The sequence below is a fragment of the Legionella lytica genome (assembly GCF_044626755.1).
Taxonomy (GTDB): Bacteria; Pseudomonadota; Gammaproteobacteria; order Legionellales; family Legionellaceae; genus Legionella; species Legionella lytica_A.
Genome location: NZ_JBGORX010000001.1, coordinates 561,958 through 581,038, shown reverse-complemented (window position 1 = coordinate 581,038; position 19,081 = coordinate 561,958). Strand labels below are relative to the sequence as shown.

The window sequence follows — 19,081 nt, the reverse complement described above, 5'->3', positions numbered from 1 at the left end:
AGCCTATCCTAATTCTCTACCAAACTACCGTGGCTTGTCCCGGTAATTCGGAAGGGAGGCCATCAATGCTTGTCCGAGATATCCAGTTCCACGATATTGTATTTGTAACTTAATATATCCTCGCTATAATAAGCTGTTTCTCCATTTGGACGTAGTTCATCATGACCATCACACCTACAGAACTAGAAAAAATCGCGCAACTCGCTTACCTGGATACAGATACGGATCATACTCCTCAATTAATACAAGAAGTAAATGAAATCATAGACTTTGTGGAGCAATTACGTTCGGTAGATACCACCGACATTAGCCCTTTATTCCACCCCTTTGCCTTACAACAGCGATTAAGGCCTGATGCCATTACTGAAGAAAGCTGCTTGGCAGAGCTAGAAGCCATCGCACCTTTATTTGAGGATGATCTCTATTTAGTTCCTCAAGTTATTGAACAGGACAAATAATCATGGAACAACTCGCTTTAAAACAATTATCTGAAGCACTCCATCAAGGAAAACTATCCAGTGTTGAGCTTACACAGCACTATTTAGCACAAATAAACAAACATCAGGAATTGAATGCCTTTGTTAGCATGGATGAAGAACATGCGTTACAAAATGCACAACAAGCCGATCGGCAATTACGCCAAGGGAATGCCCATGCGCTTACTGGAATTCCAATGGCACTTAAAGATTTATTTTGCACCCAGCGGATGACTACGACCTGTGGCTCAAAAATGCTGGCAAACTTTCAATCCCCCTATGAGGCAACTCTTGCAGCCAAATTAAATGAATGCGGTGCCATTTTAGTCGGTAAGACCAATATGGATGAATTTGCCATGGGCTCCAGCAATGAAAACAGTTATTTTGGCGCAGTAAAAAACCCTTGGGATAAAGAGCGAGTACCCGGTGGTTCTTCAGGTGGCTCCGCTGCAGCTGTGGCTGCAGGTTTAGTCCCCTTTTCTATTGGCTCCGATACTGGCGGTTCCATACGTCAGCCTGCTGCTTTTTGTGGGATCAGTGGTATTAAACCAACTTACGGCTTGGTTTCGCGTTTTGGCATGGTGGCTTATGCTTCCAGCCTAGATCAAGGTGGGCCAATGGCTCGGAGTGCTGAAGACTTAGCTATGGTTTTACAAGCTATTGCAGGTTTTGATAGTAACGATTCAACTTCTGTAGAAACACCGATTCCTAACTATGAAAATGAATTAAATAAGCCCCTAGGAAAATTAAAAATTGGCCTACCCTCTTGTTTCTTTCAACCTCAAGTAGAGCCTGAAATTCAACAAGCAATACACCAAGCAGTGACAGTTTATGAAAGCCTTGGTGCAGAAATCATACCGCTGGATTTAAAGTTACAACCCTTATGGGTTCCCTGCTACTACGTAATTGCTTGTGCAGAAGCATCATCTAATTTGTCCCGCTATGATGGACTGCGCTTTGGTCATCGCAGTGCTAAAGCCACAAATCTGAATGAACTGATTCGTTGTTCACGTAGTGAAGGCTTTGGTGCTGAAGTAAAGCGCCGCATTATTACGGGTACTCATGTACTCTCATCAGGCTATTTTGATGCCTATTATTTACAAGCGCAAAAAATTCGCCGTTTAATTCAAGAGGAGCTCCTCAGCACCCTTCGCTCCGTTGATATAATTCTTGGTCCAACCACGCCAACAACCGCATTTAAATTGGGCGAAAAAATCGCCGACCCTATTCAAAACTATCTGGCTGATGTCTTTACTGTCGCAGCTAATCTTGCAGGTATTCCCGCAATATCGATTCCTGCAGGCTTTGCTAAAGGCTTACCTATAGGCATGCAATTAATGGGTAAACATTTTAGCGAAGGACTTCTGTTGAACGCAGCACATCATTACCAACAACATACCGATTGGCATCGAGCCAAACCACAGCAATAGAGGTGATCTATGGAATGGGATACAGTAATTGGACTTGAGGTACATGTCCAACTAAAAACAAAATCCAAGCTTTTTTCTGGTGCCTCTACCGCTTTTGGCTCGGCACCCAATACCCAAACCTGCTTAATTGACGCCGGCCTTCCAGGAGTTTTACCTGTATTGAATCAAGAAGCCGTAACTATGGCGATTCAATTCGGCCTAGCTATTCAAGCGGATATTAATGATCAATCCATTTTTGAGCGTAAAAATTATTTTTATCCTGATCTCCCTAAAGGATATCAAATCAGTCAATTTCAAAAACCCATTGTGAGTAACGGCGCACTTAAGATTACTTTAGATGATGGTAATGAACGCGAAATAGAAATTGTACGTGCTCACTTAGAAGAAGACGCGGGTAAATCCTTACATGGTGTGCAGCAAGGTTTTAGTGGTATCGATTTGAATCGCGCCGGAACTCCCTTATTGGAAATAGTAACCGCTCCTTGTTTGTATTCAGCGCAAGAAGCTATCAGCTATTTAAGAACGCTACATCAATTAGTCCAGTTTTTAGGGATTTGTGATGGAAATATGCAAGAAGGCTCTTTTCGTTGTGATGTGAATCTTTCGTTAAAACCAAAAGGTTCTACTATTTTAGGAACTCGTACCGAATTAAAAAACCTAAACTCATTTCGTTACATTGAAAAAGCCATTGCTTATGAAGAGGCAAGACATCAAGATTTACTAGAATGTGGCGAAAAAATTATTCAAGAAACCCGCCTTTATAATCCGGATACCAACAGCACGCATACCTTACGTGAAAAAGAAAATGAAAATGATTACCGCTATTTTCCTGATCCTGATTTATTACCAATTCAAATTACCCGTTATCAGATTGCAGAAATAAAAGGACAGCTCCCTGATTTGCCCAATAAAATCCGTGCTCAATTAAGTCAAATCCAGAATCTAAAAGATGACGACATTGATTTCCTGCTCTCAGCTCCAGCAATCTATCATTTCTATAAGGAAATCAAAACACTAAGCCAAGCCTCAGAAAAAATGATTGTTAACTGGTTAAAAGGTCAGTATGCGGCTGCATTGAATAATGAGAATTTGAGCTTTGCATCACCTCGAGTTTCTGCAAAAACGATGGCGCAGCTCTTGGATAAATTGCACGAAGACAGCATTTCCTTAACGAATGCGAGGTCCTTGTTTGCATTATTATGGGCCGGTGAAGAAAACATCGATGCGCTTATTGAGCGAGAGGGCTATCAAAAAGTTGATGATACCGCAGGCTTAGAAGAAATGATCACCTCTCTACTTCTGCAATTCCCCGAACAAACCGCTGAATATCGAGCAGGAAAGGAACGCTTATTAGCCTTTTTTGTAGGGCAAATAATGAAGCAGACAAAAGGGCAAGCAAATCCCGAGTTAATCAATACGCTGCTGAAAAAACACTTGGCAAGTTAAAAGCTCATGACCATCATCACATCCTCTATATCACGCGGTTTGTCCGCGTGATATTTTAACACACAGCGGCATTCCTGGTTTCGCAAAATAATCACCCGACTTAAGGATAAAAAATGACTTAATTAAATACCATTGATTAACCAGGTTAAATGACAGCAAGAGGATTGCCATAAGCATCAACAATTACGACAGGAACTTTACAACGAAGAGGAACTAAACTCGCCGTTGGGCTTTACAGCCCAACATAACAACAACACAATGATTATATGAACGAAAAAAAAGTAGAGTCGGTCGATAAGCCGGGTTCTGTCTTGGACAATCATTCATCTGGGACATGCGTCACCGCATGCCTCAAGCAACCTACCCGAATCCCGTGCGGGTCGCACGTCATGACATTGTAGTCAAATGGATCCCTATTTGGTCTTGCTCCGAGTGGGGTTTTCCCTGCCACGCCTGTTGCCAGACGCGCGGTGCGCTCTTACCGCACCATTTCACCCTTACCTCCGAAGAGGCGGTATATTTTCTGTGGCACTTTCCGTAGGCTTACGCCTCCCAGGCGTTACCTGGCACTCTACCCTATGGAGCCCGGACTTTCCTCCCCTTACCGAAGCAAGGAGCGATTGTCTAACCAACTCTGCTATCAATGGTAGCAGAGTGCTTAGCTAAAGGCCACCATAATGAGTGCTTTATACGAAAAAACCACAAAAAACTACAACTTTCCACGCAATCTCAAATTAGAAATCGCGAGTACCGATGAACTCATCATCAAAATAACGCTTTAGCTTAGTACGTAAAGTACCACGGCTTACACCTAAAACACGAGCAGCTTTAGATTGATTGTAACGAGTTAATTCCATAACTGTTCTGAATAGAGGCGCCTCAACTTCTTCAACGATTAATTGATATAAGTTTAAGTTAGCATCTTTGTTATTAACAGTTGTTAAATAGTTTTTAACGGCATGAACGACTTGATGCGAAAGCGACTCGCTGCTTTGCACCATAACTTCTGTACTCATTTAAGTCTCCTAGTACAAATTAACAAATAAATTATGCTCAGTAGACTCTGTCACTGAACACCATGGTCTATATAGTATCAAACATCTCAAAGAGTGTAAACATTGTTTTAATGATATTCATTTATTAAGGAAATATTAAGATAAAAAATTTTATCACTTAACGCGACAAATCCCAAGGTTATTTCGTTATTTAATTTCATCTATTATGTTCATTAAGGATTTTTTTTGTACTAACCGTATGTTTTGTAATGAATAATTCTCGCCTTTCCTTAAGGGAACCTTAAGAACAAAAAATAATTTTCTTAAGGTTAGATTAATTATTGAGCGAATAAATTAAGAGGGAAAAAATTTATATTTTTGATTAAATTATTAATAATAATTAGGTTAGACTAAGGAATAAACCGGTTGAAAATCAATAAAACGAAACGGACAAATATTACTCTAAAGGTCCCATTTATCCGAAAAACATAAAATCAACGAATTGTTGGGATCTAAAAATATGGTCCTGTCGGTAAAAAACGTAGTAACGGATCAACCTAAAAAATCAAAGTACAGTGCTGGGAGTTGTTTCACTTCGCTCTCAAGGGCGACAATGGGATTTAAATGAAAAAACAGAATACCAATATTAGATAACATCTCATCATGGCAAAAGCGCTGTGACGAAGTAAACCTGGAATTCACGTCACAGTTATCCTAGGCCACTTCGTTTTGTTCCCCATAACAACTGTTTTTGGGGCAGGAAGGCATTAACACAAGCCAATGCGACTACTCAACAGTAAAACTCTCGCCACAACCACATTGCCCTGTTTGGTTAGGATTATTAAAAATAAATTTATAATTTAATCCCTGCTTCACATAATCGACATTCATATTTCTCAGAAAAGGATAACTCGCTTTATCAATGCACACCACATAGTTTTCATTCAACTGCATGACCAAATCTCCCGATTCAGGAGCATGGACATAATCAACAACATAAGAAAAACCCGAACAGCCTGTTTTTTTAACTGATAAACGCACACCCGCATACTCAGTATTTTTTTGTAAATAGGAAATTAAGTGTTTTATTGCTGATTCAGTGAAACTGATTTCTGGTTTCAGCTCATTTACTGCCTGTTGCATTACTACACTCATTATATGTACCTCTACGTATGCTGCTCATTCGAAAGCAACTTGTTATTCATTAAAATTAACGTTTCTTTAAATACACTAAAAATCCGTAAACCCAATGGATATTGAGCTACTGGTATATCCAACTCCTTGACCAATAACTGATAATCAATTGGTGGTAATTCATCAATTAGCTTACCCTCTATCTGCCGACATACCCACTCTAAACCAGCAATAAGATAAGGATTTCCATTCGTTTTAAAACAAATACGTTGAATTACCCTATTCCGTCCACATTGCATATAGAGCTCTATAGTTCCCTGCATTTTTTGATTGTTTGTAACAACGACGGTATGGTCATTTAGATCAATAATACCTACATGTGCAGGTGAAAAAAAATAATCAAGTACTGTTTTATTATACATCATAATGGGGACATATTACGTAAATGGGCCAGTTGAGCATTAATTACTGCAATTGCATGCTCTACCTCCTCCTCCAGGGTAAAACGCCCTAAAGACAATCTAATTGAACTCTGAGCTAACTCATCAGATAAGCCTATCGCCTTTAAGACATAAGAAGGCTGGATACTTGCCGAACTACAGGCTGAAGTAGTTGATACCGCTAAATCACTCAAAGCGAGCAATAAAGAATCGCCATCCAATCCTTTAAAACTGATGTTCAAATTACCCGCAACGCGTTGGTGCTCATGACCATTGAGCTGAATCCCGGGTATATGTTTAATTCCATTCCATAATCGTTGGCGAAACTGTAAAAGGCGTGTTTGCTCTTCTTCGCGTACTCGTTCAGACAATGCAAACGCTTCACCCATGCCAACAATCTGATGCGTTGCCAAAGTGCCTGAACGTAATCCATTTTCATGGCCACCACCAAAAGTTTGCGGTTGCAAACGCACTCTAGGCCGTTGCCGGACGTATAAAGCTCCAATACCTTTAGGTCCGTAACATTTATGTGCTGAGAAAGACATTAAATTGACAGGAAGTGTGCTTACATTAAGAGAAAGACGCCCTGCACTTTGTGCTGCATCTACATGAAAAATAATACCCTTCTCTTTCAATAATTCACTAATGGCAGCAATATCCTGGATCACCCCAATTTCATTATTTACATGCATAATCGACACCAAAATGGTATCGGGCTGTAACGCACGCTCCAATTGTTGCAAATGGAGTAAACCATCCGTACCAGGCTCAAGATAAGTGACTTGAAAACCATCCTTCTCTAATCGATGAAAACTATCCAGCACTGCTTTATGCTCGGTGCTCATAGTAATTACGTGTTTACCCTTATTCTGATAAAAACGTGCCGCACCAAGAATCGCTAAATTATCAGCCTCTGTGGCACCAGAAGTAAAAATAATCTCTTGGGGAGAGGCGTGAATCACCTCAGCAATCTGACTGCGAGCTTGCTCAACTGCCTGGGCCGCCCTACGACCAAAGTCATGTGTAATTGAGGCAGGATTTCCAAAATCACCATCAGGTCCTAGAAAATGCAGCATGCGTTCAACCACCCGCGGATCCACAGGTGTTGTTGCCATATAATCCAGATAAATAGGGACCTTAATTTCCTTCTTCACTTTTACCTCGTTTGCTAGCCCATTCCAGTGACTTTTGTACCTGGCTTAACATACCCCGTAAAATACTAACTTCCATCTTTTCCAGATTCACCCGATTAAACAAACGTCGTACACGTTGCATTAGACGTCTTGGGTTTGTTTCTTTTAAAAACTTAATTTCAATAAACACTTCTCTTAAGTGCTCATAAAATTGTTCAATTTCATCAGCAGTAGCATAGTCATCAGCAGCACGTAAAGAAACCTCCGCCTTAGGGGCTAGCAATTTCATACGTAATTCATAAGCAACAATCTGCACTGCCTGAGATAAGTTAAGGGAGCTGTACTCAGGGTTGCTGGGTATGTGAATATGATAATGACATTTTAGCAGTTCTTCGTTAGTAAGGCCGGCATACTCCCGTCCAAATACAATAGCAATTTGGGTGGTATCCGCTTGCTTGCTTACCAATTCAGCACTTTCTGATGGAGTTAGTCCGAGCAAAGATAGTCCACGGGGTCTCGCACTGGTAGCTAAAATTAACTGACAACCTACTAAAGCTTCATCCAATGTTTCAGTAACCACTGCGGTTTCCAAAAGATCATCGGCTCCGGCAGACATTTCGCGCGCTTTCATATCAGGAAAAGACTTAGGACTAACCAAGTAAAGAGAGCTTAGACCCATAGTTTTCATGGCGCGAGCCGTTGAACCGATATTACCCGGATGTGATGTACCAACTAAAATGATACGAATTGAACTTAAATTCATAAAGACGATTTAACTTAATGCAAAAGAGACCTATATGATATCATTTAAGTGCTTTTGCACCTAGCTGAATCCTATTAAGGCATCATGTAAGTGAAAAGAGTTACCTTGGTACAAAAAAAATATGCTAGAATCACCGGTTTTGTAAATTCAACGAGAAATCCATGGAACCACTTTTAAATATTGCAGTGAATGCGGCACGTCAAGCCGGGGACATTATTATTCGCCACATGGAGCAAGTAGAGCATCTCAAAGTAACTTCTAAAGGGCCTAATGATTTCTTTAGTGAAGTAGACATTAAAGCAGAGCAGGCAATTATTAATACCATCCGTAAAGCCTATCCCGATCACGGAATTATGGCTGAAGAAAGTGGAATGCAAGAAGGTACTGATGAAGATGCGGTCTGGATCATTGATCCCTTAGATGGTACATCGAATTACCTGCATGGGTTTCCATTTTTTTCTGTTTCAATCGCGTTACGAATTAAAGGCAGAATAGAGCACGGGGTTATCTATGATCCACTACGTCATGAATGTTTTGCCGCCAGCCGTGGACGTGGAGCGCGCTTAAACGACCGTAGAATACGTGTATCAAGCCAAACTCAATTAAGTGCTTCACTTTTAGGAACAGGCTTTCCTTCACGCGACGCAAGCATAGGCCAACGTTATTTACCTGCATTCGAAGCCCTATTTGGCAAATGCGCCGGAGTAAGAAGAACAGGCTCCGCTGCTCTTGATTTAGCCTACGTTGCCAGTGGCCGGATTGATGGCTTTTGGGAGTTAGGTCTACGTCCTTGGGATGTTGCCGCAGGCTCATTAATCGTAAGAGAAGCTGGGGGGTTAATCAGCGATGTTCAAGGTGGTGATGACTTCCTAAAACATGGCGATGTAGTAGCAGGAACACCAAAAGTCTTTAAAGCCCTATTACAGACAATCTCACCTGCTTTAAAATAACAAATCCCTTAAGTGTAGCCTGGTTGCGAGCAACCAGGTTTTTCCTAAACAGCAAAATCATAGTAATAAAACAAACAAGAAGATCGAAGAACCGACCCCATAGGTTGCTTCACTTCGTTCGCAATAACGGCAATTTTAATTAACTTCCAAAACTCCCATAAACTACGAAACATATCAAAGGCAATTCGTAGCCCATAAAGAAATGATATACTGAGCGCAACGAGTCATAATGATGAGCAGAAGGAGTTTGTGGTGAGCAAACCTGTCACTAAAAAAAATAATGAGTCACCTCGCATGAAAAATTATATGACCCCAATTGGTTTTTCAATGTTACAAACTGAATTACGTGATTTAGTCAGTAATGAGCGGCCTAAAATAGTCAGCGTCGTGAGTTGGGCAGCCAGTAATGGCGACCGTTCGGAAAATGGTGATTACATTTATGGAAAAAAACGCTTACGTGAAATTGATCGACGAATTCGCTATTTAACAAAACAATTAGAAAGCGCCGTAATTGTTGATCCAAAGCTTCAAATAGGTCTTACTCAAGTTTTTTTTGGCGCTACCGTCCAATATACCAATGAAGATGGTGAGTCCCATACGGTCAAAATTGTGGGCCTGGATGAAGCCGATATTAATTTAGGAAAAATAAGCTGGATTTCCCCTTTAGCGAAAACATTATTGAAAGCTAGAGAGGGAGATAATAGAACCTTGCGAGTGAAGGACGGCGAACGAAATTTAACGATAACAAACATCTCTTATAACGAATAATTTAGGTAAATGCCTATTATAATTCAAACTTCTTGCAAGATTGGCAAAATATGATTTCATCAAGATTTACTTTCCCATCACCTATGCGATACATCGCACTAAGTAGCACTTAATGCGATGTGCTTTCTAACAAAGCCTATTGACTATCTCGGACTGATATTAGGAGGATCATTTGGAACGGCTGGATCGGAAGCCTTTACTTTAGAAGTACCTAAAAAGCCAAAAAATTGGGCCCTTCTTACCGAATCATCTGGCGAAGGGGCTCTATCATTTTCCAGAATATTGTCCCAATCATCAATATTACTTGCCTCAGCTAATAAGCGCTCTAAAGTCCTCTTATCATTCGTAATATCCTCCTCGGAGAATAAAGGAGCACTTCGAATCCCCGATAATGCATTTTTCAAATAATCTTTCCAACTAATTTGAGATTCTAATAAGCTATGGCTTGCTTTTTCTAAATTCTCTAAATTATCCTCAACCTTTTTTCGTACTGCATCCGGATTAGGTCCATTAAGCATGCCGAAAAAATAAGCTTTTTCTGCTTTTGTTTTTTCGTAATTAAATAACAAGTTATAAGTAGCGATTAGATTATCCATAAGCTGTTGAGAAGGATGCTTTTGTTCTTTTGCTAAACTGACGAGCGTGCTGATGCAAGAATCAATTTGGGCTAAATAAACGGTAACCTCCGAATCCAATGGGCTAGATAAGCTTAATTGAAATGCGCTATACACTGAAATAACTTTTTGATGAAGGATTAACATGGATTCAAAATTGGATTTTGTATGGCTAATAAAACTTTTTTTAGCTTCAAGCGCCTCATCCCAAATACTAATTAAATCCCCAGCACATGCAGCTATTGAAGGAGTCTGTGTCGAACCATGGGTAGAAAATACATTTAATATCTGTTTACATAATGCCAAAGCTTCTTTTTTTCGCTCCATCAAGTGAGTTAAATTATATAACTGTGCCAAATCAAAAGATGGGTCTTTATCCAATTGCATCACACTTTTAATGATAGAAAAATGAAGTGCAGCTGTTTTATTATTGAATGTATATTCTTTAGACATATAAATCGATAATAATTTATCCCTTACTGATAAAAGGGTCATTAAATCAACAATCCAGGAGCGGTAAAGGATTAGCTCTAAGTGACTTAGATCATTGTGACCTATATCCTCCACCAAAAAGGAAATTTTGTTCCATTGTTGATGGCCACGTTTGGTTGCATATAAACGAAACACCTCTTGCATGCTCTGGAGGGTGGTACTCAGTACAAAGCCGTAATTATCTTTTTTATTGCTTATATTTTGCTTTAATGGGGTAAGATCTTTGATAATTAGGTATATAGGGGGAAATATTGACTGACTGTCTTGTTTTCCTCTCTTTTTATCTTTCTCTAAACTTCTACGCATATTACTATGATTTCCGTCTGTAGATGATAAGGTTTCTATTTTTTTTAAAAGTTTTTGATTAGAAATTTTTGCCTCTGGGATTAATGCGAGTTGTGCTTCGATAAGTAAGGCTCCCTCATAAAAACTACGCTCCCGCAGATGATTGGCAACTTCAAGCCAAAATAATATATTTTGCTCTATTTTTTCCAAAGGTACTTCTTTATAACAACTTTTTTTTATGAGCAATTCTATTTGTGCTCTAATTTCCATATAATATTTTAAAGCTTGGCTTTGGTGGGTTTCATCAGTGAAACCAATTGGTTCAATAAAATGTTCCGAACTTAAATTTTGTATAGCACCTAACAATAAATTTTGAATGAGGCCTGCAAGAAGCGCACTTTTTTCTTTATTTTTTTTCATAATCCTCTCATTTTAATAGTTAATTCCTATTCTATTTAAAGCACCCAGGCAAAGATAATTCTTTGAATTATTTCGTAGTGATCTGATATTGATCAACGTGACTTCGAGGTATTTTATCCAAATCGATTCGAATTGGTAAGGTTAGAATGACTTTCTTTCATTGTGAGTAAAATGCAATTAACTATTCAGTGGGGAAATTATGGGCATGCCTGCCTCAATTAATAAGAGGGTTATGGCATTGTTTGTGATGTGGAAAAATAAATAACGCTCATAAAATGGTAATACGGGTCGTTATAACATAATACCCGTATTACACTAAGTTATCTTGCTACAGAAGAAATAATCTACCTCAGCCCTGTCTTCATGCCCAGACTAGTTGGCAATTCATCGGCCATTGCCGTACCTAAGTTTTTAGTCACGCGATCAAAAATATTTTGCTTATGCGTGTAATCAATTAATGACTCAACTTTAATAACATCACGTGCCAATTGACCACTGCTAGCAAAACCATCAATCAAACCTAAAGGATAAGCTTGTTCACCAGTCCACATAAGACCTGAGAACGTATCATTATCAATATGCAAACGGCTTCCCCGCCCTTCTTTTACACGATTAATAAATTGCTCATGTACTGTATCAAGCATTACTTGTAGTTTTTGTTTTTGCGCATCCGTTTCTGGGGAGAATGGATCTAAAAATCCTTTATTAGCCCCTGAGGTTTGCAACCTACGGCTAACTCCGACCTTATTCATCACATCAACAAAACCAAAACCACTATAGATAACACCGATTGAGCCCACCATACTTGCAGGACTTGCGTAAATATCATCCGCAGCAGCGGCTACGTAATAGGCAGCAGAAGCACATAAATCAACACAGACCGCATAAACTTTAATGTCTGGATACTTGGTGCGATAATATTTAATGGCATTGAACATATACTCGGCCTGGACAGGACTCCCCCCAGGACTATTAATACGAATGATTAAGGACTTTAAACCCGAATTTTTATACGCAGATTCCATTCCCTTGGCAAAATCATCGGCATTAGCAGGCTTCGCATCAAATATTTCACCATTCAGATCAATTAATCCAACGTGAGGTTTGGTATTCGTACCGCTTTCTTCATTACTACTGGACATAAACTGATACGCAATAAAAAGGACTATTAATAAATAAATTGCCCTCATAAACCACCGCCAGCGGCGTTTACGTTTTTGTTCTTTTATGTAGTCTATAATAATTTGATTTAGCAAAGCTTGCGAATCAGGATTAGAATTAGAGTTAGAAGAAATTTCTGTTGTCATATTAATCACTTGAAATAATTAAATTAAACCTCATTCTACGGTAGATAAGATAGAAATAACACCCATAAGAGAAGGTGAATAAATATGCGAATGGACAAATTAACCTCAAAATTTCAAATGGCTTTGGCTGATGCTCAATCTTTAGCCTTAGGTGGAGATAATAACTTCATTGAGCCTGAGCATTTGATGAAAGCGCTATTGGATCAACAAGGTGGAAGTTGCCGACCATTGCTTAGTAAAGCAGGGGTAAATATTTCACTCTTAAAAACTCTTTTAGAACAATCATTAGAGAAGCTCCCGAAAGTTTCAGGAGTTGGCGGTGATGTTCATATCTCCAACTCATTAAATCGACTCTTAAACCTTACTGACAAAATAGCTCAGCAAAAGAAAGATAATTTTATCTCCAGTGAATTATTTGTCTTAGCAGCCATCAATGAAGAAAATGGCTCTTTGGCTCGTATATTAAAACAAGCTGGAGGCGACTCTAAAGCTATTGAAAATGCCATTAATGATCTTCGTGGCGGCGAAACGGTAAATGATGCCAATGCGGAAGAACAACGTCAAGCCTTAGAAAAATATACCCTGGATCTAACTGCACGCGCTGAACAAGGTAAATTAGACCCTGTTATTGGCCGTGATGATGAAATTCGCCGTACTATTCAAGTACTGCAACGACGTACGAAAAATAACCCCGTGTTAATTGGGGAGCCTGGAGTAGGTAAAACCGCTATTGTTGAAGGTCTAGCCCAACGCATCATCAATGGTGAAGTACCTGAAGGCTTGAAGAATAAACGCCTGCTATCCCTTGATATGGGGGCGCTAATCGCTGGTGCTAAATTCCGTGGGGAGTTTGAAGAACGCCTTAAAGCCGTACTGAATGATTTGGCAAAACAAGAAGGCCAAATTATTCTCTTTATCGATGAAATACATACCATGGTAGGTGCTGGTAAAGCGGAAGGAGCTATGGATGCTGGAAATATGTTAAAGCCTGCTTTAGCGCGCGGCGAGTTACATTGTATTGGCGCCACTACCCTAGATGAGTATCGTCAATATATTGAAAAAGATGCGGCTTTAGAGCGTCGTTTCCAAAAGGTTCTCGTTAAGGAGCCAACTGTTGAAGATACTATTGCTATTTTGCGGGGCTTAAAAGAGCGCTATGAGGTGCATCATGGGGTTGAAATTACTGACCCTGCGATCGTGGGTGCAGCAACGTTGTCTCATCGCTACATCACAGATCGACAATTACCAGATAAAGCAATTGACCTCATTGATGAAGCCGGAAGCCTTATCCGCATGGAGATCGATTCAAAACCTGAAAGCATGGATAAATTAGAACGTCGTCTTATTCAATTAAAAATTGAACGGGAAGCGTTGAAAAAAGAACATGATGACGCGTCCAAAAAACGATTAGACGACTTACAACATACCATTGATGAGCTCGAGCAAAGCTACTCCGATCTCGAAGAAATCTGGAAAGCAGAAAAAGCAACGATGCAAGGAGCTACGCAAATTAAAGAGGCGCTGGAGAATGCCAAACAAGAAATGGAAATGGCTCGCCGTGCTGGAGATTTGAGTCGTATGTCTGAGTTGCAATATGGACGTATTCCCGAATTAGAAAAACGCCTCACACAGGTTGCTTCGGCGGAAGAACATGAAACTAAATTAGTACGTAATAAAGTTACGGAGGATGAAGTTGCCGAGGTGGTTTCTAAGTGGACTGGAATCCCTGTTTCTAAAATGATGGAAGGTGAACGAGAAAAGCTCTTAAAAATGGAAGAGGTATTGCATCAGCGTCTCATCGGGCAAGAAGAAGCAATAAATGCAGTATCCAATGCGATTCGTCGTTCTCGTGCGGGCTTGGCTGATCCGAACAGACCCATAGGCTCCTTCTTATTTTTAGGGCCTACCGGCGTAGGTAAAACGGAATTATGTAAAGCATTAGCGGCTTACCTATTTGATACTGAAGAAGCCATGATTCGTATTGATATGTCTGAATTCATGGAGAAACATTCTGTTGCACGTTTAATTGGTGCTCCTCCAGGCTATGTGGGCTATGAGGAAGGAGGTTATTTAACTGAGGCAGTAAGACGTAGACCTTATTCTGTGATTTTACTTGATGAAGTAGAAAAAGCGCATACCGATGTGTTTAATATCCTATTGCAGGTTATGGATGATGGTCGTCTCACTGATGGACAAGGTCGCACAGTGGATTTTCGCAATACGATAATAGTCATGACTTCAAACTTAGGCTCTCATGTCATTCAAGAAATGGGTAGTAAACACAGTTATGAAGAGGTAAAAAATGCGGTTATGGAACTTGTCGGCCAGCATTTCCGTCCGGAATTTATCAACCGTATTGATGATACTGTAGTGTTCCATTCTTTAGCCAAAGCACAGATTGCCCAAATTGCTGACATCCAAATTGAACATCTCCGTAAACGTTTGAATCAACAAGAAATGCATCTTGATGTGAGCTCCGAAGCTCTTGCTCATTTGGCGGAAGCGGGTTTTGATCCAGTGTATGGTGCGCGCCCGTTAAAACGTACAATCCAACAGCAACTTGAAAATCCACTGGCACAATCAATATTGTCTGGAAAGTTTCGTTCAGGAGATACAATACATGTTGGTTATAAGGATGGTTTAATGCAGTTTACCGTATAGGATTCTCTACCTACCCCTGCGGCTTGTCCGCAGGGTCTGCTAAGAGCTTGTTTTAAGCAATAAGTCTCATCACATGACTAAAGAATGAATCGTCTCCTCACCTAACATGACGATTAATTGGGTTGCCTGGCTGATCATTGCCTTTGAGGTACCAAAAAATTTGTAATCCAGGACTACATCTTCATCACTCTTGGGAGCAAGTATACTGGACTCTGCCACTGAATCGGCATAAGCTTTAAAAGCCTTAAGGCAAGCCACTTGAACATTGATTGTGAGTTTCTCACTAAAACCAAAGGTATCCGTCATTTGGGTAATTAGCTTTTTATCTAAATTTCCTTGTTTCAATAACAAGATGTAAGCACCGCAACAAATACTACGGCTCGGATCAGTATTAGAGGTTACTAATTCATTTAAAAATTTAGAATGATCACTATTTGCAATAAAACTCTCATTGTTCATTACCCCATCAAGTAAATACTGTATATGCTCTTTGTCAGCTACTTTTTCAGTTTTTGTTTGATAATATTGATTAAGATGATGCTCAATTAATTCTCTATTTAAGGTACCGAAATTTTTGTGAGTCTTAGCCAAATCCTTACACCATTCATTTAATTCTTTTTCAATGGCTTGATTTTCTTGATCGAGTTTTTTCATTAGCGATTGCAAAAAATCAATTGCTTCAAACTGGCGAACCATCGATTTCCCAGTGGCTCTACGCTCGGAAATCATTTTCTCCAGGTTAGCTTTGAAGTTTGGATCCACTGTATTGAAATGTTCGTATGTTTGATATCGCTGTTGTTTTACTACTTTTTTCTCGTTATCTACAACTACCTCAACATCAATCTCCATATCCATATTTTCTTTGAATACTTCCAAAGCTTTAATTATCGTGTAGTCATCTAGCCTATTGACTTCACTAAGACCCAATACACTCTTTATTGCAGTATATAAACGACAATCAGTAGGATTCCAAAGAGCTTTGCTGCTAAACCATGCATAAGGATTAAGCCTAGATTTATTGTAATCGTTATATTCGGTTTCAATTCTCAACAACCGATGAATTAAACTACCTAATAAATAAAGGGTGTCACTTTTTATATCTATAGGTTCCTTTTTAGGAGAGCGCCTTATCTCGTCACTCAATTGATGAAATACATCACGATCGGTGATTCGCTTCGTCTCACAGTGAATAACATATTTATTGATTCGCGCAAGTAAAATAAAAAGTGGATTTTCTGGTATATCCGATGCTTCTTTTTTTTCAGCTTCGGTTAATTCGATTGTATAACGTGCCAAGTAATTAGAATATTCTCTATTCAAATTTTGAATATTACTCCGTAGAAATTCATACCCTACTGTTTTTAATGTCATACAATCTCCTTTTGCTAATACCCTAATCCTAAGGATTTTTTTCTAACAGCTAAGCCTATGCTGAATTTTGAGCTTGGTATCTCTATTCCCTAAACTACTTAAGCGCATAGTATTACCAACGTGTCATTAATCTCTAAGGGCACTCTTTTTTTTATAACAACCAATCTGAAATATTGCAACTATTAATTTAACTAATTGAACAGAAAAAGAATCATTCGCATTTTCTTCGTGGGAAAACATCGTTCAAGAAGGGAAACTACCAACTATACGCCTCAAGAAACATCTCGGGGCGTAGTTCTTTCACTTAATTTCTAGCAATGAATACTCGAATAACGCGCATCAATAGAATGGATTAATTGTTGATGAATGCCATTAAATCCACGATTACTCATTACCAAAATAGCATCCCCCTCTTGGACATTAGCTGTAATTTTCTTAACAATTTCCTCAGTATTTTTACAAACATGGTAAGGACAAGTCCAATTACCAAGAGTTGCAGTAAGATCAAAGTCATGTGGTTCTAATACATAAGCCCCGTGGACAGGCGCTAGCGCTTGTGCCATTTCTGCTGCATGAACTCCAGTACGCATGGTATAGGAAGCAAATTCAAGAACCGCGAAAATACGATGATGTCTGTTACTGCGTTTTACCGCATCAATGGTGCGGGTAATTGCCGTAGGATGATGTGCAAAATCATCATAAACAGTTATTCCGTACTTATTTGATCTTACTTCCAAGCGGCGTTTAACTGGGGTGAAGCGTCCTAATGCCTCTGCAGCCACTTTAGGATCTACCCCAGCATTAGCACTTGCAGCAAGAGCAGCTAATGCGTTTTCAACATTAAAGCGCCCTATTAAAGACCAATTAACTTGCGCGACTTCTTCGCCGCGACGCAGTACTTTAAACGAACTGCCATTTTCTTCAATGAGTTTAGCGCTCCATTCTGCATCACCATCTAAGGCAAGCTCCTCAACACCTGAGAAACTACCTCGTGCCAATACTTCATTTAAGGCCTTATCATCACGCGGTTTAATTGCAACCCCCTTGGCTGGAATAGTCCGCAGTAAATAATGAAATTGCAACTGAATCGCAGCTAAATCTGGATAAATATCAGCATGATCGAACTCAAGGTTGTTTAAAATAGCAATACGTGGGCGATAATGCATAAATTTGGGTCTTTTATCAAAAAAAGCACTATCGTATTCATCCGCTTCAATAACAAACCATTTACCATTGCCTAGGCGCGCACTGGTTTTAAAATCAGATGAAACACCACCAATTAAAAATCCAGGATTTAATCCAGCTTGATCCAAGATCCATGCAACCATTGATGTTGTGGTTGTTTTACCATGAGTTCCTGCAACCGCGATAACCTGGTATTTAGATAAAATATTTTCAGCAAACCATTGTGGGCCTGAGGTATAGCTTTTTCCTGCCTCAATAATTGCTTCAAGAACAGGCATACCCCGTTTAATCGCATTACCCACAATAACCACATCCGCTTTTAATGCTAAGCTTGCATCCTCATATCCCTCAGTCCAAGTGATGCCTTTGGCGGTTAGCAAATCACTAATTGGGGGATAGCAATTGGCATCACTCCCTGTGACCGTATAGCCTGAATCGCGTGCTAGTAGCGCAAGCGCGCTCATAAAGGTCCCACTTATCCCTAAAATATGTAAATGCATAATTCTCTCATTGAAGTGATGAAACAGTTAAAATATTAACGGCAATTAAACCAAAAGCGACGATCACTGATTGTATGGCGGTAGTGTCCAGCGCATATTTATAAATATGTGCACTAATCACAAATTGCCATACAGATAAGCTAATACTCATGAATAGATAAATAACACCTAAAAACAAGAGTACTGGACTCTTTATGTGTATATGCGACAAATACGGAGCAAAAAACACCAATGGCGCCACTAAAATGTGAATAATGATACTAGTATAAAATAATGCTGTTACCGTTTGTACTAATCTTGACGTAAATCCTTTTAAAAATAATACGGAATAGGTATAAATAACATAAGAAAAAAGCAGACAAGTAGCAATAACCAACAACCACCCCAAATCTCCCGAGGAGTCATAATAAGAATAGTTCCATTCAATTACCATGATGATGGCTAATGCGATGCCAGTCAAAAATACTCGAATAATTGAATAAGGTGTATTTTCAGGGCTTTCCTTTAATAAACAAATATTCCAATATCGGCCCAAAACAAAGTGAATCATTTAAAACCTTCATTTTTATGTGTAGCCTGAATAGCCAAGGTCACGGCTACAGGTTACAGCTTAGTTTATTAGGCAATATCTCGACACCTTGTGGGAAAAGCACTCTTTCCATTGTTAAGTTTAGTCTAGGAGAGGTTGAAAATTCTACTATCTTGATAAGA

Annotated in this window: 16 protein-coding genes and 1 other RNA gene; 6 read left to right on the top strand and 11 right to left on the bottom strand. The window is 39.4% G+C overall.

All coding sequences use genetic code 11. The features are described 5' to 3' along the window. Positions 1-161: 161 nt before the first annotated feature. From gatC to gatB, 3 genes are read left to right on the top strand one after another with little or no spacing between them, the layout of a single operon-like run. Entirely contained in the window at positions 162-458 is a 297-nt protein-coding gene (gene gatC / locus ACD661_RS02405; RefSeq protein ID WP_400186042.1) for an Asp-tRNA(Asn)/Glu-tRNA(Gln) amidotransferase subunit GatC, read from the top strand. 2 nt (positions 459-460) lie between these two features. Continuing rightward, on the top strand, positions 461-1,906 hold the full coding sequence (gene gatA, locus ACD661_RS02400; RefSeq protein ID WP_400186040.1) for an Asp-tRNA(Asn)/Glu-tRNA(Gln) amidotransferase subunit GatA: 1,446 nt from the start codon (positions 461-463) through the stop codon (positions 1,904-1,906). Between the two features lie 9 nt (positions 1,907-1,915). Next, positions 1,916-3,352 carry an Asp-tRNA(Asn)/Glu-tRNA(Gln) amidotransferase subunit GatB gene (gene gatB / locus ACD661_RS02395; protein WP_400186039.1) on the top strand — a complete coding sequence of 479 codons (1,437 nt, stop codon included), beginning with the start codon at positions 1,916-1,918 and terminating at the stop codon, positions 3,350-3,352. A gap of 279 nt (positions 3,353-3,631) precedes the next feature. Here gatB and rnpB read toward each other — a convergent pair. From rnpB to ACD661_RS02365, 6 genes are all read right to left on the bottom strand, one after another. Further along, positions 3,632-3,988, bottom strand: an RNA gene (gene rnpB, locus ACD661_RS02390) — RNase P RNA component class A. A gap of 98 nt (positions 3,989-4,086) precedes the next feature. Further along, positions 4,087-4,368, bottom strand: coding sequence for a helix-turn-helix domain-containing protein (locus ACD661_RS02385; protein WP_133135037.1), 282 nt, complete (start codon positions 4,366-4,368; stop codon positions 4,087-4,089). A gap of 765 nt (positions 4,369-5,133) precedes the next feature. Next, positions 5,134-5,502, bottom strand: a complete 369-nt coding sequence (locus ACD661_RS02380; RefSeq protein ID WP_400186037.1) for a HesB/IscA family protein — start codon at positions 5,500-5,502, stop codon at positions 5,134-5,136. Between the two features lie 11 nt (positions 5,503-5,513). Next, the gene (locus ACD661_RS02375) at positions 5,514-5,906 is read right to left on the bottom strand and encodes an iron-sulfur cluster assembly scaffold protein (RefSeq protein ID WP_400186036.1); all 393 of its coding nucleotides are present in this window, start codon (positions 5,904-5,906) and stop codon (positions 5,514-5,516) included. Then, positions 5,903-7,075, bottom strand: coding sequence for an IscS subfamily cysteine desulfurase (locus ACD661_RS02370; protein ID WP_472975190.1), 1,173 nt, complete (start codon positions 7,073-7,075; stop codon positions 5,903-5,905). The genes ACD661_RS02375 and ACD661_RS02370 overlap by 4 nt, the downstream gene beginning before the upstream one ends. Then, positions 7,059-7,817 (bottom strand): RNA methyltransferase, encoded by a 759-nt coding sequence (locus ACD661_RS02365; RefSeq protein ID WP_400186035.1) that lies wholly within the window; start codon positions 7,815-7,817, stop codon positions 7,059-7,061. The genes ACD661_RS02370 and ACD661_RS02365 overlap by 17 nt, the downstream gene beginning before the upstream one ends. Positions 7,818-7,978: 161 nt before the next feature. On the opposite strand from ACD661_RS02365, the gene ACD661_RS02360 reads away from it, so the two are divergent. Both ACD661_RS02360 and greB read left to right on the top strand, forming a co-directional pair. After that, positions 7,979-8,767: an inositol monophosphatase family protein gene (locus ACD661_RS02360; RefSeq protein WP_400186033.1), complete on the top strand. Its 789-nt coding sequence runs from the start codon at positions 7,979-7,981 to the stop codon at positions 8,765-8,767. 252 nt (positions 8,768-9,019) lie between these two features. Continuing rightward, a complete protein-coding gene (gene greB, locus ACD661_RS02355; RefSeq protein ID WP_400186031.1) occupies positions 9,020-9,535 on the top strand; it encodes a transcription elongation factor GreB in 516 nt (171 codons plus the stop codon). 143 nt (positions 9,536-9,678) lie between these two features. On the opposite strand, the gene ACD661_RS02350 is transcribed toward greB, so the two are convergent. Both ACD661_RS02350 and ACD661_RS02345 read right to left on the bottom strand, forming a co-directional pair. Continuing rightward, positions 9,679-11,346: a hypothetical protein gene (locus ACD661_RS02350; protein WP_400186030.1), complete on the bottom strand. Its 1,668-nt coding sequence runs from the start codon at positions 11,344-11,346 to the stop codon at positions 9,679-9,681. A gap of 344 nt (positions 11,347-11,690) precedes the next feature. Beyond that, positions 11,691-12,653: a S49 family peptidase gene (locus ACD661_RS02345; protein WP_400186028.1), complete on the bottom strand. Its 963-nt coding sequence runs from the start codon at positions 12,651-12,653 to the stop codon at positions 11,691-11,693. 84 nt (positions 12,654-12,737) lie between these two features. Here ACD661_RS02345 and clpB point away from each other — a divergent pair, with 84 nt between their 5' ends. Further along, positions 12,738-15,314, top strand: a complete 2,577-nt coding sequence (clpB, locus tag ACD661_RS02340; protein ID WP_400186027.1) for an ATP-dependent chaperone ClpB — start codon at positions 12,738-12,740, stop codon at positions 15,312-15,314. 69 nt (positions 15,315-15,383) lie between these two features. On the opposite strand, the gene ACD661_RS02335 is transcribed toward clpB, so the two are convergent. The 3 genes from ACD661_RS02335 to ACD661_RS02325 form a co-directional block, all read right to left on the bottom strand. Further along, complete coding sequence (locus ACD661_RS02335) at positions 15,384-16,685, bottom strand: hypothetical protein (RefSeq protein WP_400186026.1); 1,302 nt, start codon at positions 16,683-16,685, stop codon at positions 15,384-15,386. Positions 16,686-16,996: 311 nt separating this feature from the next. Then, positions 16,997-18,370: a UDP-N-acetylmuramate:L-alanyl-gamma-D-glutamyl-meso-diaminopimelate ligase gene (gene mpl / locus ACD661_RS02330; RefSeq protein WP_400186024.1), complete on the bottom strand. Its 1,374-nt coding sequence runs from the start codon at positions 18,368-18,370 to the stop codon at positions 16,997-16,999. A 7-nt stretch (positions 18,371-18,377) separates the two neighbouring features. Next, positions 18,378-18,920: a hypothetical protein gene (locus ACD661_RS02325; protein ID WP_400186022.1), complete on the bottom strand. Its 543-nt coding sequence runs from the start codon at positions 18,918-18,920 to the stop codon at positions 18,378-18,380. Between the last annotated feature and the right edge of the window lie 161 nt (positions 18,921-19,081).